Genomic DNA, 15,568 nt, shown 5'->3' with positions numbered 1-15,568 from the left:
GTATTTTACATATGTCAGATATTCAAAAGATTATCGTACCCGATGTAGGCGGTGACGAAGTTGAAGTTATCGAGCTATGTGTTGCCGTAGGCGACACCATTGAGGCAGACGAAGGCGTTGTTACTGTAGAAAGTGACAAAGCGTCGATGGACATCCCGGCACCGTTTGAAGGTGAAATCGTAAGCTTGTCTGTCGCTGTCGGCGATAAGATTAAAGAAGGCGATGTGATTGGTGAGATGAAGGCCGCTGGCGGTGAAAGTGCATCAGAAGACACTGCTTCTGATGATGCGCAAGAAGCGCCGAAGCAAGAAGCTCCTGCTCAAGAAGCCCCTAAAGAAGAAAGCAAGTCAGACGCAGCGCCTGCTGCTTCTGGCTCCAGCGAAGTGATTGAAGTCGCTGTACCTGATATTGGTTCAGATGACGAAGTTGACGTTATCGACGTGTTGGTTTCTGTTGGCGATACCATCGAAAAAGAAGATGGTCTTATTACCCTTGAAACTGATAAAGCTACCATGGACGTACCTTCAACTCACGCGGGTACAGTGAAAGAAGTGCTTATCAGTAATGGCGATAAAGTCAAAGAAGGCACGGTGGTCATTAAGCTAGAAATAGCGGGTGAAGGCGGTTCAAGCGAAAGCGAAGCAGCGCCAGCTCAACAAGAAGCCCCTGCAAAAGAAGAAAGTGCGCCTCAAGCAAGTGCATCTTCAAGCAGTGAAACCATCGAAGTTGCCGTACCTGATATTGGTGAAGACGGCGAAGTTGATGTTATCGATGTGTTGGTTTCGCCAGGCGATACCGTTGAAAAAGAAGACGGCCTTATTACGCTAGAGACCGATAAAGCCACTATGGATGTGCCTTCTACTCACGCGGGTACTATCAAAGAAGTCTTTATTAAAGCAGGCGATAAGGTTAAGCAAGGCACTTTGGTTGTTAAGCTTGAAACCAGTGGCGGTGAGGCACCGGCACCAGCGTCTGAAAAACCTGCGGAAAAGCCAGCTGAAGCGCCTAAGAAAGAAGCGCCTAAGAAAGAAGCGCCTAAGCAAGAGGCGTCTGCGAGTCGCTCTCCTGTGCCTCCAGCGCCAGAAGCGAAAAGTACAGGTAAAGCTCACGCGTCACCTTCGGTACGACGTGTTGCCCGTGAGTTCGGCGTAGACCTAACTCAGGTTAAAGGCTCAGGCCCTAAAAACCGTATTTTGAAAGAAGACGTTCAAGCCTATGTGAAAGCGGAACTGGCTAAGCCTAAAACTGCTGCCGCGTCAGGTAATGCCCCTGCGGGTGACAACGTACTTCAAATTGTGCCGGTTAAACCTGTTGATCACAGCAAGTTTGGTGAAATTGAAGAGCAGAAACTTTCGCGCATTCAGAAAATCTCTGGTCCGTTCTTACACCGTAACTGGGCGACTATTCCCCACGTTACCCAGTTCGACGAAGCCGATATCACAGACGTTGAAGACTTCCGTAAAGAGCAAAATGCTTACCACGCGAAAATTAAGTCTGGTCTTAAGATCACACCACTTGTTTTCGTTATGAAGGCAGTCGCTAAAGCGCTAGAGAAGTACGAAGTGTTTAACTCTTCACTGTCTGATGATGGCGAGAGTTTAATCATTAAGAAGTTCATCAACATTGGTATTGCGGTAGAAACACCGGGAGGCCTTGTTGTTCCTGTTATTCGCGATGTGAATAAGAAAGGTATTGAAGAACTTTCTCGCGAGCTTATCGAAACGTCCAAGAAAGCCCGCGAAGGTAAACTTAAAGCTGCAGACATGCAGGGCGGTACATTTACTATCTCTAGCCTAGGTGGTATCGGCGGTACGGCGTTTACGCCTATTGTAAATGCACCAGAAGTCGCCATATTAGGTGTGTCTAAGTCTGAGATGAAGCCTAAGTGGAATGGTAAAGAGTTCGAGCCGCGCTTAATGGTGCCGCTAAGCCTGTCTTACGACCACCGAGTAATCGATGGTGCGGTAGGTGCAAGATTCTCTACCGAGGTGGCTGCAAACCTAACTGACTTACGCAGAATCATACTTTAAGTAAAAGGTCGAAAAAGTTTACAATATCAGTAACATTTTCGACGATTTTATCAGCCCATTTGGCGGCATTTAGGTTATGCTATTACACAAAAGTAATAGCATGACCCTACAAGAACAGGATTGAGGTTCACAATGAGCGAAATAAAAACGCAATTGGTGGTACTGGGCGGCGGCCCTGGCGGTTATTCAGCAGCTTTCCGTGCAGCTGACTTAGGTATTGAAACAGTTATCGTAGACTCTCGTGACACCCTAGGTGGTGTTTGTCTAAATGTAGGCTGTATTCCTTCAAAAGCCCTTCTTCACGTTGCTAAAGTAATGAAAGAAGCAAAGCACCTTGCAAGCCACGGTGTGACTTTCGGCGAGCCTACCATCGACTTAGACAAAATCCGCGAATACAAAGACAGCGTTGTTAGCCAACTAACTAACGGTCTTGGCGGCATGTCAAAAATGCGTAAAACCAAACACGTTAAAGGTTACGGCAAGTTCACAGGCGCTAATACCCTAGAAGTAAAAGATGGTGACGACGTTACTACGATTACTTTTGAAAAAGCGATTATTGCTGCGGGTTCTGAGCCAGTAAGCCTTCCGTTCATCCCTGAAGATGACCGTGTAATTGATTCAACTGGCGCTTTGGAAATGAAAGACATTCCAGAGAAAATGCTAGTACTAGGCGGTGGTATCATCGGTCTAGAAATGGGCACAGTGTACGAAGCACTAGGCTCAAAAATTGATGTAGTAGAGTTCTTAGACCAGCTAATCCCAGCAGCTGACAAAGACATCATGAAAGTATTCATGAAAGACTACAAAGACAAGTTTAACATCATGCTAGAAACCAAAGTAACTGCGGTTGAAGCAAAAGATGATGGCTTGTATGTGACCTTTGAAGGCAAAAAAGCGCCTGCTGAACCCGTTCGTTACGATAAAGTATTGGTTGCTGTTGGTCGTAAGCCAAATGGCAAGCTAGTTGGTGCTGATACTGCTGGCGTAAACGTTGACGAGCGTGGCTTTATCAATGTTGATAAGCAAATGCGTACTAACGTTGACCACATCTTTGCAATCGGTGACCTTGTTGGTCAGCCAATGCTTGCACACAAAGCGGTGCATGAAGGCCATGTTGCAGCAGAAGTTATTGCTGGGCAGAAGCACTACTTCGACCCACGTGCTATTCCTTCAGTTGCCTATACTGAGCCAGAAGTCGCTTGGGTGGGTTTAACGGAAAAAGAAGCGAAAGAGCAGGGCGTAAGCTATGAAACTGCAACTTTCCCTTGGGCTGCTTCAGGCCGTGCGATTGCCTCTGATGCAACTAACGGTATGACCAAGATGATCTTCGAAAAAGAAACTGGCCGCGTTATTGGTGGTGCAATGGTAGGTACCAACGCGGGCGAAATGCTCGGTGAAATTGGCCTAGCTATTGAGATGGGTGCTGATGCAGAAGATGTTGCATTAACTATTCACGCTCACCCAACACTTAACGAGTCTATCGGCTTAGCGTCTGAAATCTTTGAAGGTAGTATTACCGATTTGCCTAACCCTAAGGCAAAGAAAAAGAAGTAAGTTAGCTTAGTCGCTAACGCAGAAACCCGCCAAATGGCGGGTTTTTTATGTTTAGCGTCGCTTTTGACTATTTACTACTAATGGACTTTGTTTTTAATAGCACTAACTTGGCGCAATGTAAAAGTAGCGCCTAATATTAGAGCAGGTCATTTGCGGTTAGTTTTAAATGAGACATTATGGTCCCGAACAATATTCATACGCTTGGCAAGAATACCTCTCATGCAGAAACCAAACATGCCGAATATGATATTGAGCTGATCGGGAGCGTGCTGCGAGTAGACGGTCGAGGCGTCGTTAACGAAGCGATTTTGAAGCAATATCACGACGATGTTAAAGAGATTGCGTTGAGCCTTAGAGGGCAACAATGGGGCTTTTTAGGATTTGTTCAAGGTACGGGTATTTTAACCCCAGCGGCAGAAGCTACCCTAATAGACTCAATTAAACTTCGCAAAATCTATGGTATGTCAGCTTGTGCTTTAGTGGTGACAAACGCTGATATTCCAGCGCTGGTTCGCAGCCAGTTTGAACGGGTTTATATAGCTGCGGAAATCGATTACTTCTTTTGTGCTGATGAAAAAGAGGGGTTACAGTGGTTAGCCTCAAAGGGAGCTAAGCGGTAGGAATTGCTCAACCAAATGGTCAAGCAGTTAGGCGTTAATTTTAGGCGCTAGTCTTTTGATTGATGCCATGCAGAACGCGAAATAGGTGCTAGCTTCTGGTTGTTGTTTGTCGCGACCAAGGCATCGACGTTAACATTTTTAGTATTGTGCAATACTAAGTGCGTATCGTTAACAGCGTGTAACGTTACGTCTGAAAGATTAATGCCGTTTACATCATCAAATACCAAAGCAGGTCTAAAATCGTGCTCTCGTGCGGCTAATGAAACATCGTTAAGCGTAATGCCCTTCACATGCCTGACAAACAATCCCCAGCTTGGTAGTTCTCCAAACATGGTGTATTCCGGATAGGCATCGCGTTCTTGGGGAACCAAAAATAATTGATCGTATGGCCGATATGCCAAGCCCTTGTTAGCTCTTCCCGGATAGCTAATAGAAATGTGCTCAAGTGTAACATTTTCCACCAATGCATCGGGAAGGCCTGTTATTGAGGCTGGGATAGGGTTGAAGAACGTGTTTAGACCAGGACCACGCAAGTCATAATTAATATCTGCGCGCCCAAAGCTAATATGCGCATTTACATTGGTGATGCTGATATTTTTAATGCTGCCAAGAGGTGTGTTTGTAGGTACATCCCGGTTACGTTGTCCTAAGCGAATGAAAATAGCACAACCTACGTTCTGGGCATTAATATTATTAATTGTGACGTTTTCCAGTTTTGCTCCGTCCACCGTTTCCAATGCAATTGCACTTCGGTACGTATCGAATACAGTAATATTTTCTATTTCTACATTGGTAAAACCGTTCTGGCTTTCGGTACCGAACTTAATTCCGTTGGAACTGGATCGTAGCACGCATTTGCCAATATATATGTTGTCATTATGTATATCGCCTTTGGTCGTAGATTTTAGGCAAATAGCATCATCGGCAGCGTTTACAAAGCAGCCAGTAATACGAACATTTTCACAATCGTTTATATCAATGCCGTCATTATTCCAAAATGTATCGCTTTGTACCACGATATTGTCGATATGTAGGTTTTGACAAGCTGCATAATGTTGAACCCAAAATGCGCCATTCTCAATAGTGATGTCGTAAACTTTGACAGTATTGCAGTGATGAACCGCTAGCACGCTGGGGCGATGGCGAGAACGGTTTCTTCTTTCATTAAAATCGCTTTCAATACGCTCTTTTGCATGATGCAAGCGGTTTATATTGAGCCCTAGTTGACGCCCCTGGCCATTAATAGTGCCCTTTCCAAAAATCGCAATATTGTGACAGTCATTAGCTTCTATTAACGCGTGAACTTTGCCGTTCGCATCTTCGTAGTCACGTATATTCGTACTGCCAAGCAATATGGCATTTTCGTCAATTTCTAAGTTAACATTGCTCGCTAGGTGAAGGGTGCCGCTTAAATATACTCCAGCAGGAAGCCAAACCGTGCCTATATCGCCACTTTCGCTGATAGCGTCGATAGTAGATTGAATAGCCTTAGTGTCGAGTGATTTACCATTGCCCGTAGCGCCGTATTTTTTTACGCTTATTCGCTTGCCTATACTCGGTGAAACCCGGTTGCTCGGTTGTCGCGAAGTGCTAAATTGTTCGTAGTAACGTTCAAGCATTTTCGCTTGCAGAGTTCCCGAGAATAACGAAGCAGCAATCACACCCGATAGGGTGGTTTTCATAAAATGTCGTCGAGATGTAAGGGTAACCATGGTTAGAATCCTCTTTCGGCGTTTTTGACTAAGATTTAAAGAGTAATGTGGATTGACCTAAGCTAATTAATTTTGCTTCCTTTTACTGCATACCAAGCAATATATAGGTAGCTAATAGCCGGAATTAAAAAGCTCATCTGTAACCCCATGGCATCTGCTGCAAAACCTTGCAACAAAGGCAAAATTGCACCGCCGACAATACCTTGGCATAAATAACCAGAACCTCGCCCGGTATATTCTCCTAGGCCCCGAATTGCCAATGTGAAAATGGTGGGAAACATAATTGAATTGAAAAAGCCCACTGCTAATATAGACCACATAGCAAGACTTCCTTCCATATTTACCGCGATAACTATCATGCTAATAGCAAGTACAGCGTTAATGGCCAAGAGGGTTGTCGCTTTGATGAAGTTGAGGATGGCTGCTCCTATGAACCGTCCTACCATGGCGGCGCCCCAATAATACGAGACCATCTTACCTGCGGTGACTTCATTCATGTTGTCGATACCGAGCTGCATAAATAGGTTTACCAAATAACTGCCGATGGACACCTCTGCACCTACGTAAAGGAAAATCGCCAATACACCTAAATACAGATGTTTGTGCGCAAACAACGAGAAAGGGGGGGATGCCTGATCTTTTTCAACATGTTCACTAATGTTTGGGAGCTTCATTTTTAGAAACAATAACGCAACTATCACTAACGCCCCTGCAATAATAAGGTAGGGTGTTTGTACTGATTTTGCCGAACCTGCCTCACTGGTTGCAGCCAAAATAAGCAATGCACCAAACATGGGGCCTGCAGTATGTCCAACTGAATTAATAGCTTGCGCTAAGTTGAGTCGACTCGCTGCTGTGCTTTCTGGGCCGAGAACAGCAACATAAGGGTTAGCAGAAACCTGTAGCATGGTTACCCCTGATGCCAGAACAAATAAGGCAAATAGAAAGAGTGGGTACATGGATATCTCGGCAGCGGGATAAAATAGAACACATCCGCTAGCAATAGTTAAAAGGCCCACCACTATGCCTTTTTTATAACCAATTTTTTCGAGGAAGCGGCCTGCGAATGGTGACACAATGAAATAAGCGCCAAAGAAGCAAAATTGAACCAATCCAGCCTGAAAATACGTTAACGAAAATGCATTTTTTAAGTAAGGTAGCAAAATATCATTTAGTGCAGTAATAAAGCCCCATATGAAAAAGAGTGATGTCATTACCATTAATGCAAATCGGGCATTAAAGGCCGCGGGGGAGGGTTGGCGTTCAGTACCAGAAGTCGAAATATGCATATTTATAGCCCTTCTGTGGTAGGTGGCATATGGGCGAGTACGTCGAAACAGGCACCCAATGTATGATAATCGCACTTGGCGCCAGCACTACTTTTTTCTTTTGAATAGGCGATATTTTCACGGGTGAGAACCCTAAACCACGCACCATACTTATGGTCGACCATGTTCGTCCAACTGTATTGCCATAGTTGTTGGTACGCACTTAAAAATTCGTGGTTATCGGTTTCACTAAATAAGATAGCGGCAGCCGCAAAGCTTTCTGCTTGCACCCAAAAATATTTATCATCGTCACACCATTTACCGTCAGAATCGAACCCGTAGACTAGTCCTCCATATTGGTGGTCCCAAGATAAAGAGAAAGCTCGCTCAAATAGGGTTTTGGCACGTTCAAGTAGTTTCGGCTCTTCTATATGTTGGTGTAAGGCTAGCAGTAACTTACTCCACTCAGTTTGGTGGCCTGGTTGAAATCCCCAAGGTCGATAAAGGTTTTTGGGGTCGTGTTTATTGTATTCCCAATCTATATCGAAGTGCGTTGTGTAATGTTCCCATATCAGCCCATCAGACAGCGCAGCTTGGCGCTGCGTAATGTTCTGAGCAATTAGATAAGCCCGATTGAGATACTTTTCGTCATTAGTTGCTTCATAAGCCGAAATCATGGCTTCACAGATATGCATATTCGCGTTTTGTCCGCGATAGTCACTTAATAGGTCATCGACACTGAGCTCATCGGCGTATAAACCATAATCTTGTTGCCAAAAGCGACGTTCAAGTAATTGGAAAACAGCATCAATGTTTGACGTCACTTCTTTAAGACCCGCTTTTTGAATAGCGGCATAAGCTAACAAAACAAATGCGTATCCATAAGCTTGTTGGGTCATGTCTTCGGCTTGTTGATTGCGAATGGTCCACGCATACGACTGTGTTTCTTCATGCCAATGCGCTTGCTCTAAAAAATCTAATCCGTGCAGTGCAATGTCGGCATAATTGGGTTTATTAAAGACTTGGCTCGCCCTTGCAAAATTGACAATAATTCGTGTACTACTCACCAGCTGTTTGTATGTAGGGTCGAATATTTCTCCATCATCAAAATAATTTTGAAAATATCCTCCTTGAGGGTCAATCACCCGAGGCGTGTAAAAATCCAGTATTTTTTCACTGTGGTTGAGTAAGAACGCGCGCGAGTAAAAATTGTCTATGTGTTGAGGGGTCATATTATTACCTATAAACCGTGTCTAAAATAACAGCACAACAGGATGATGTTGGCGTTATTGCTAAAGCATGGCTGAAAATAGTTGTTAATGCTATTTTATTGGTCAAGCCGATTTGTAAAAGGTATCATTTGCTCGTACAGAAACGCAATGTTTACTTTCATATAACATTTTTTTTCACCAGTATAAGTCTATTTATTATGGCTTTATCGTTGAGTGGTAAACATTTTCGGGTTTACAAAAGCTATAGGAATTCAGGTTTTATTGGTTTGTCCAATTAAAGTGACTAGTCGAGCGTTAACAAATTTACTGAGGCCAACGTGTCGACTGTTAACTACTATATGCTAGGTTTGACACCGGTGTCAAAGACGTGGTAAAAAATACTCGTTAAAATTTCGTTAATAGCGGCTAGTTCCACAATTAGTTTGCGCTTAAAGGTCACATTAATGCTCAATTTGCTGAAATCTACTTTATTTCTTTCAATATTGCTTTGTTGTTCGATGAGTTTCGCTAAGGACAACTACCATGAATATATCGACCCCTTCATTGGTTCAGAAGGTTTGGGGAACGTGTTCGTTGGCCCCAGTAACCCATTTGGCATGGTGAAGCCAGGGCCAGATATTGGCACTCACAGTAATAGTGGTTACGACCCAGATTTAACCAAACCCCTCGTTGGCTTTAGTCAAATACACGTCAGCGGTACAGGTGGCGGACCTAAGTACGGTAATATTTCTATTATGCCGTATTCAGGAGATTTCGAGTCGGTTGCGCAAACGAGTTTACGTGCCAATGAGCATACCAGCGTAGGTTACTATGCGACTGATTTGGTTAAGTGGGGAATAAAAGCAGAGCTAGCCACCGCCGATAGAGCCGCATTTCATCAATACACGTTTCGTGATAATCGCAACAATGCGATTAAAATAGACGGTGGATTTTTTCTAGGTGAAAAAGCCGTTCCTGATGCAAGGGAAGCACAGCAATTTGTTGGTTCTCAGGTAGAAGTCATTTCGCCAACTGAAATTCGAGGCTATAGTCGAATTCGCGGCGGTTGGAATAATGGTAATGCATACACGGTGTATTATCATGCCCAGGTTAATCAACCCTGTGATAGTTTTAGCACGTTCAAGGGTGACACCCTTTATCCGTCTATAAAGAGTCAATATGACTCGGGTGATAAAACGGGCGTAGTTTGCCGGTTTAGCGACCATAAAAGTAAAACAGTTAAGCTGAAAATAGGCATTTCATTTATTAGCGAAGCCAAGGCAGCTGAGAATCTTCGAGGTCAAATACCGCATTGGAACTTTAATCTGGTACGAGAGCAAAGTGAACAAAAGTGGGAACGGTTAATTGCGCAAATCGAATTAGATAAATCAGCAAGCCGAGAACAGCGCGTCATGTTCTATACAGGGTTATATCATACGATGTTGATGCCGGTAGATCGTTCCGGTGAAAACCCGCTTTGGACGGCAACACCTTACTATGACGACTTCTACGCCATTTGGGATACCTTTCGTACATCTTCACCTCTCATCACCTTAATTGCTCCAGAGCGCCAAGCTGATATTATCAATGGCATGTTAAATATCTATCGCTACGATGGTTATTTACCTGAAGGGCGCAGCGGTAATACAAATGGTCGCACTCAAGGCGGTTCAAACGCTGATGTGGTCATTGCAGATGCTTACGCTAAAAATTTAAGCGGCGTTAATTACCACCAAGCCCTTAAAGCGATGATAAAAAATGCCACAGTTTCTCCTGGTGGAAATAGCGAGAAAGAAGGGCGAGGGGGCTTAGAGGATTACAACCATTTAGGTTATGTATCTACCGATTACGTGCGCGCGGGAAATCGCACCCTAGAATACGCATACAACGACTTTGCGTTAGCCACCGTTGCAAAAGGTTTGCATCGCATGGGGGAATATTACCGGTTTATTGATCAATCAAATAATTGGCAAAACTTATGGCGTGATACCGAGCACGACGGCGCTCGTGGTTTCATTATGCCTAAAGATGCTGATGGAAAGTGGGTAGATGAAGTTCCTTGTACTATCAAAGATGGTATAGCGCAGAACATTGAGTACACGCCGCTTGCGCAAGACTGGCCAAATTGTGTGTGCTGGTGGTGTGGTTTTTTCTACGAAGCTAGTTCATGGGAATACTCATTCTATGTACCTCATGATATTGCACAAGTGATAGAGAAGAGTGGCGGTAGCGGTGCATTTGAAGCTCGCTTAAACACATTCTTTGAACACAACTATTACAATGTAGCCAATGAACCTTCGTTTTTAACACCAACGCTTTATCATTGGTTAGGGAAGCCACATTTAAGCTCTGACAGAATTAATAAAATCATCCAAGAACATTACACCAGCGCGCGAGACGGTTTGCCGGGTAACGACGACTCGGGCGCCATGTCATCTTGGCTGGCCTTTCACATGATTGGCCTATTTCCCAATGCGGGACAGCCATATTATTTAATTAACACGCCACAAGTGAAGTCGGCTACCTTGCATCTTGAAGGGGGGAACACCTTTAAAGTGGTCGCCGATAAGCTTAGTAAAAAGAATCGGTACATTGTTTCTGCCAGCTTGAACGGCAAGCCATTTAATAACACTTGGATAGCGCATGAAGATGTAATAAAAGGAGGAGAGCTGAAATTAAAAATGGCATCTAAGCCATCTGACTGGGGAAAGGGTAAGTTCCCCCCTTCGTTGTCGACCATGCAAAAATAATAAGTGGCTCTGCCAACATACGATAGTGAGTATGTTGGCAGGCCGATAGGGCTAATTTAAAATAATAAATACAGGGTTACTGTAAAACCATAAGTCAGACCAAGGATCTTCACCTGGCGGGTCTATTTCAGGTTCAAGTTCATCTGCATTGTTGGTGCCTCTAACACGAATGTAATGCCCTTGTTGAATATCGTTAAGTGATATTTCGATAACCCCATATTGTCCATCTACCCTCCACTTATCGGGTGTAAAACGATGAACCACCGGCGCTACATCAGGTTCATCGCCACTCGTTACGTTTCCAATAATCACATCCACACGTTCGACCTTTGGGTTCTGACGGCCAAAATTGTGATTGTCAGGGTCATGAAATCGTATTCTTACTGTGGCATCGCCACCCGACGTAATGGCGATTGTCTCTCCTATATTGGCAGTCAGATTGGCGTTACTTTTCACTTCAACTGACAATGAATCTATTAGATCGCCAGTGGTAACAAATATTTTTCCGTCGCGCATTGCTTGCATAATATCGGCGTATTGTTTGTTAGCAAAAACATAGGTTTTTGAATATTCACCCGGCCAAAAGTCTGTTCGCCCTTCTGTGTAATGCATATGGCTATCGGATGCTGCGGTTATCCACCAATGCCTACCTTCACTGAGCATACGATCCCATACACCACCTACAATAGCGGTCATCTGATCGAAGCCACCCATAGTAGGGAAATGATCGTAGCCGCCACGCTTTCCAGATTTCTTTATTGAGCCATTAGGGTTCAGCGCGTTGGCCTGGTGTCCTGGCGCACCCTCCATCCCTATCACTACATCAGGTGCGGCATCTTGCCAACCTTTTAGTTTCTCGGGGGTGACCTTTTTGAAGCTAGCGAGCTTGTCTGCTAAACGAGCAGGGTGGTTTACAATTAAAAGCGGTTTATCTTTCTCGGCTTGCATGGACTTTAGCGCTTTTAACATAAAGGCATTGGTGTCTCTGGGGACGGAATTGGGTTCAACCTCACGTCGATTAAAGTTTTTTTCTATACGAAAAAGTTGTTCAGCTTCATTCGCAGTATGTGGAATGATTAAACTACAGTGGCGTGCTCCTGGTGTGTCAAATTCCATTCCGTAAAACTGCAATACTTCAGGTGTGGCCTCGCGCGATGCAACAAGCTCTGGATAGGCTTGATGTAAATTTACCTTACTATGAGCAGGGCCACCATGATCTGTGGTAACCATCCAACTAAGATTGTGATGTTTTGCCATTTGCGCGTAAATGGCGGTGGCGTACTGTGCATCTCCTCGTAAAATAGGCGTAGGTGGGGTGGTACTCCAATCCCATCTAGCACTATATTTACCATGGATATGGTGATCACCTGCTAGCCACTCTGGTGTTGTTGCCTGCTGAGTGGAGCTCGGCGGGATATTACTTTGGGGCTGGTCAACAGTACTTTTGCATGACGCTAAAAGCGGGAAAGATAAAATCACTGAGTACAATGCTGGGTAGCGCATTACAGGCTCCTAAAATTATGACCAAAATAAAAACGTCAACGTTACAATATATGTAGTAATAAAAAAGGCGCCAGAAAATTCAGGCGCCTTTGACAATAAGTAACAGATTAAAACTTATAAGTTACACCTGCCATATAGGTTCTTCCGCTCGTCGTGGTGTTGTATTGACGATCACTGGAGTCACTATACTGAACTTCTTGTTGATTGGTTAAGTTAATACCTTCAATGTTCAGCTTAAGTGCTTCACTGAGCTGATAGAAAGCCGAGAAATCGACATAAGTGGTTTCATGGAATCCACGTTCGTCTTCGTCGCCAAGGCCAGACTCAACGCGACTAATGTAACGGTCACGGTAGGCTGCAGCAATGCGAGCGCCCCATGTATCTGTTTCATAATAGACAGTTAGGTTGTAGCTACTTTTTGATAGCCCTTGGAATGCCTTAACTTGATCTTCCCCGCTACCTTGTACATTGCGGTACTTACTTGTGCCATCTGCCCAAGTGTAGTTAGCAATCATCCCCATATTGTGGAAAGGTTCGGGCAAGAAATCGAAATCACGTTGGAAAGATAACTCAAAACCTTTAATAGTGGATGCGTCGGCATTCTGCGGTGTGGTTACATTAAATTGAGTGTCCGAAGTGCCTCCGTTTGGCAACAAAGATTCAGGCAACGACAATTCTGCAAGGGTTTTGGTTTCAGCTGCTGTTTCCGTGACTATAAAATCTTCAATATCTTTGAAGAATACCGCAGCAGAAAGGTAACCAACGCCTTCAAAATAAGATTCAATAGAGGTATCAATGTTGACTGATGAATACGGTTCTAAATCAGGGTTACCTATTGATACTGAACCAATGTCACCTTCTGCCAAGGTAGCTTGCGATACACTCGCTGAGACCGAAAGCGCGCCTAAAGAGGGACGAGTTAGATTTTTACTTGCACTAAAGCGCAGCAGTACATCTTCGCTTACCTCATACACCACATTCAGGGTAGGCAGTACGCCTGAGTAGTCGCGAACCATGGTAATGTCTTCACCATTAGAAACACCGCTAGAAGTCAGTTCTGTGTTGTAGTAGCGCAAGCCTATACTTCCTCTAAAGGTCGAATCACCCAGTATGCTATCCCAGCTATATAAGCCGTAAAGTGCTTGGGTTTCTTCTTGCACTTCGAAGGCATAGGTCTCTACAACAGTATCGTCTCCTAACGAGAGATCAGATAAGCCGTAAAACGCTTTAACTGCATCCATGTCTAGTTGTAACCAACTTTGATCTGGGTGATCAGAATAGACTTCAGTGATATCAGAAGAAATAGTATTTACGCCAGTATTAAGTGGAGTATCTTTGCTTTGCACATAGCCTGAATCACGTCTGCGTTCACCGGAGTTAGTGAATTTTTTATAGTTTGCGCCAAAACTGATTGTGCCAGAATCACCAACTAAGTACCTAAAATCAACTTTGGCATTATCGTAGTCGGTATTCATGTAGTCTTCTTGGAAGTACAAGTCTTTAACTAACCAACCGTCAGTCGATGTAGGATCGAAATCATAGGTATTTACGCCATAAAAACGGTCTTGGGTGAAATCTGTGGTGATGCCGCTTCCTTCGCGCATAAGGTTAGCTTTATTAACCTTAGGTTGATTGTATTCAGAGGAACTTGTGCCTATTTGTGCTTCTACCGATAATGCATCTGAAATGACCCAATCTGCATTGAACGTAACCTGAGTAAAGATTGACTCATTATAATCTTCACGCGACTCTGTTCGTACAGTGGTATCAGAATAACGGGCGAATACCACTTCTTTATCACCGTTATTATCAATATATTCAAGCTCTTCCACGCGACCTAATGCGGTACTACTTGAGCCGCCAGTAGATATATGGTGCTCATCTAAGGTATTGTTCAGTTCGCCTCGCATGAAGTCTAGGCTTAAGTCTACGTCATCTGATGGACGGTACTGCAAAGAGGCAGTAATACCTAAGCGTTCTTGTTCGTTATTCCAGACAGAGTAGCGGTTACCTCTAGAAAACCATAAATCGCCGCTTTCAAGCAATGCAGCAGTGCCTGAGTCGATGCTATCACTATAGTCTGAAGTGCTTTTTTTACGCCATCTATAAGTGTTGTAGCCGTGCTCGCTAGACTTCCTTGTACTATAAGCAATAGAGGCCAGAGCGCCAAACTTATCCCACGTATTAGACACCATGCCTACAAAGCGATTGTCAAAATTGTCAGTATTAGTATTTGTGCCACCTTGTACACCAACCACCCCTTTAGGGCCGCTGAAATCAAAAGGCTTGGCCGTTTTCAAATTAACAGTACCACCGATACCGCCTTCTTCGATTTCGGCAGAATACGATTTCTTAACATCAATTTGGTTAAATAATTCAGATGCGAAAATGTTAAAGTCAAAAGCCCTTGAGCGGGTAACTGCGCCCCGGCTGTCCATAGGAGATGAAGACGAACCTAAGGCTTCCATACCGTTAACTTCAACCCGCGTGAATTGAGGGCCCATTCCGCGAAGTGATATTTGTCGTCCTTCTCCACCTTCACGGGTAATTGCTATCCCGGGAACACGCTGTAATGAATCAGCTAGGTTTAAGTCGGGAAAATCAGCGATGTCTTCTGCAACAATTGAATCTTGTGCAACTAATGATTCGCGTTTTAAGTCCTTGGCTTTTATTACTGCGCCACGAAATCCTTTTACTTCAATTATTTCTAGCGTGTCATCAGCCGATTCTTGGGCGATGACAGGTATAGCATATGTTGTAGATAGGGCAGTAATTACACCCAAAGCTATTGCGGTTTTTACTTTTTTATTCATGGTCGTCCCCTGATTAACAATTAACTAACATGAATTTATAGGATCAATGACACCGGTGTCAACAAGTAATCAAAATTTTTACTATTTTTTATTCCATTGTTAACTTT

The 15,568-nt window shown here is 43.9% G+C and carries 9 protein-coding genes; 4 read left to right on the top strand and 5 right to left on the bottom strand.

Going from position 1 to position 15,568, the window contains the following annotated elements; genetic code table 11:
- The first annotated feature begins 11 nt into the window (after positions 1-11).
- The 3 genes from aceF to EP13_RS19340 all read left to right on the top strand — a co-directional run bounded on the left by aceF (position 12) and on the right by EP13_RS19340 (position 4,204).
- Positions 12-2,030 (top strand): pyruvate dehydrogenase complex dihydrolipoyllysine-residue acetyltransferase, encoded by a 2,019-nt coding sequence (aceF, locus tag EP13_RS13980; RefSeq protein WP_044057816.1) that lies wholly within the window; start codon positions 12-14, stop codon positions 2,028-2,030.
- A gap of 132 nt (positions 2,031-2,162) precedes the next feature.
- Positions 2,163-3,584, top strand: a complete 1,422-nt coding sequence (lpdA, locus tag EP13_RS13975; RefSeq protein ID WP_044057815.1) for a dihydrolipoyl dehydrogenase — start codon at positions 2,163-2,165, stop codon at positions 3,582-3,584.
- Positions 3,585-3,760: 176 nt separating this feature from the next.
- Positions 3,761-4,204: a hypothetical protein gene (locus tag EP13_RS19340; protein ID WP_231497871.1), complete on the top strand. Its 444-nt coding sequence runs from the start codon at positions 3,761-3,763 to the stop codon at positions 4,202-4,204.
- A gap of 47 nt (positions 4,205-4,251) precedes the next feature.
- On the opposite strand, the gene EP13_RS13960 is transcribed toward EP13_RS19340, so the two are convergent.
- The 3 genes from EP13_RS13960 to EP13_RS13950 all read right to left on the bottom strand — a co-directional run bounded on the left by EP13_RS13960 (position 4,252) and on the right by EP13_RS13950 (position 8,416).
- The gene (locus EP13_RS13960; protein WP_052364425.1) at positions 4,252-5,916 is read right to left on the bottom strand and encodes a glycoside hydrolase family 28 protein; all 1,665 of its coding nucleotides are present in this window, start codon (positions 5,914-5,916) and stop codon (positions 4,252-4,254) included.
- A gap of 62 nt (positions 5,917-5,978) precedes the next feature.
- Positions 5,979-7,205: a sugar MFS transporter gene (locus tag EP13_RS13955; protein WP_052364424.1), complete on the bottom strand. Its 1,227-nt coding sequence runs from the start codon at positions 7,203-7,205 to the stop codon at positions 5,979-5,981.
- Between the two features lie 2 nt (positions 7,206-7,207).
- Positions 7,208-8,416, bottom strand: coding sequence for an AGE family epimerase/isomerase (locus EP13_RS13950; RefSeq protein ID WP_044057814.1), 1,209 nt, complete (start codon positions 8,414-8,416; stop codon positions 7,208-7,210).
- Between the two features lie 443 nt (positions 8,417-8,859).
- Between EP13_RS13950 and EP13_RS13945 the strand changes: the two genes are divergently transcribed.
- The gene (locus EP13_RS13945; RefSeq protein ID WP_044057813.1) at positions 8,860-11,145 is read left to right on the top strand and encodes a GH92 family glycosyl hydrolase; all 2,286 of its coding nucleotides are present in this window, start codon (positions 8,860-8,862) and stop codon (positions 11,143-11,145) included.
- A 51-nt stretch (positions 11,146-11,196) separates the two neighbouring features.
- Here EP13_RS13945 and EP13_RS13940 read toward each other — a convergent pair whose 3' ends face one another.
- Together EP13_RS13940 and EP13_RS13935 are read right to left on the bottom strand one after the other, a co-directional pair.
- Entirely contained in the window at positions 11,197-12,648 is a 1,452-nt protein-coding gene (locus tag EP13_RS13940; protein WP_044057812.1) for a CehA/McbA family metallohydrolase domain-containing protein, read from the bottom strand.
- A gap of 107 nt (positions 12,649-12,755) precedes the next feature.
- Complete coding sequence (locus tag EP13_RS13935) at positions 12,756-15,461, bottom strand: TonB-dependent receptor (protein ID WP_044057811.1); 2,706 nt, start codon at positions 15,459-15,461, stop codon at positions 12,756-12,758.
- Between the last annotated feature and the right edge of the window lie 107 nt (positions 15,462-15,568).

Origin of the sequence: Alteromonas australica (assembly GCF_000730385.1) — a bacterium.
Taxonomy (GTDB): domain Bacteria; phylum Pseudomonadota; class Gammaproteobacteria; order Enterobacterales; family Alteromonadaceae; genus Alteromonas; species Alteromonas australica.
The sequence above is the reverse complement of the archived record's forward strand: the minus strand, read 5'-3'. Positions and strand labels throughout refer to the sequence as shown.

Excerpts from the sequence above, each read along its gene's own strand:
- aceF (WP_044057816.1), top strand. The coding sequence starts at position 12 with ATGTCAGATATTCAAAAGATTATCGTACCCGATGTAGGCGGTGACGAA.
- EP13_RS19340 (WP_231497871.1), top strand. The coding sequence starts at position 3,761 with ATGGTCCCGAACAATATTCATACGCTTGGCAAGAATACCTCTCATGCA.
- EP13_RS13960 (WP_052364425.1), bottom strand. The coding sequence starts at position 5,916 with ATGGTTACCCTTACATCTCGACGACATTTTATGAAAACCACCCTATCG.
- EP13_RS13950 (WP_044057814.1), bottom strand. The coding sequence starts at position 8,416 with ATGACCCCTCAACACATAGACAATTTTTACTCGCGCGCGTTCTTACTC.
- EP13_RS13955 (WP_052364424.1), bottom strand. The coding sequence starts at position 7,205 with ATGCATATTTCGACTTCTGGTACTGAACGCCAACCCTCCCCCGCGGCC.
- EP13_RS13935 (WP_044057811.1), bottom strand. The coding sequence starts at position 15,461 with ATGAATAAAAAAGTAAAAACCGCAATAGCTTTGGGTGTAATTACTGCC.
- lpdA (WP_044057815.1), top strand. The coding sequence starts at position 2,163 with ATGAGCGAAATAAAAACGCAATTGGTGGTACTGGGCGGCGGCCCTGGC.
- EP13_RS13940 (WP_044057812.1), bottom strand. The coding sequence starts at position 12,648 with ATGCGCTACCCAGCATTGTACTCAGTGATTTTATCTTTCCCGCTTTTA.
- EP13_RS13945 (WP_044057813.1), top strand. The coding sequence starts at position 8,860 with ATGCTCAATTTGCTGAAATCTACTTTATTTCTTTCAATATTGCTTTGT.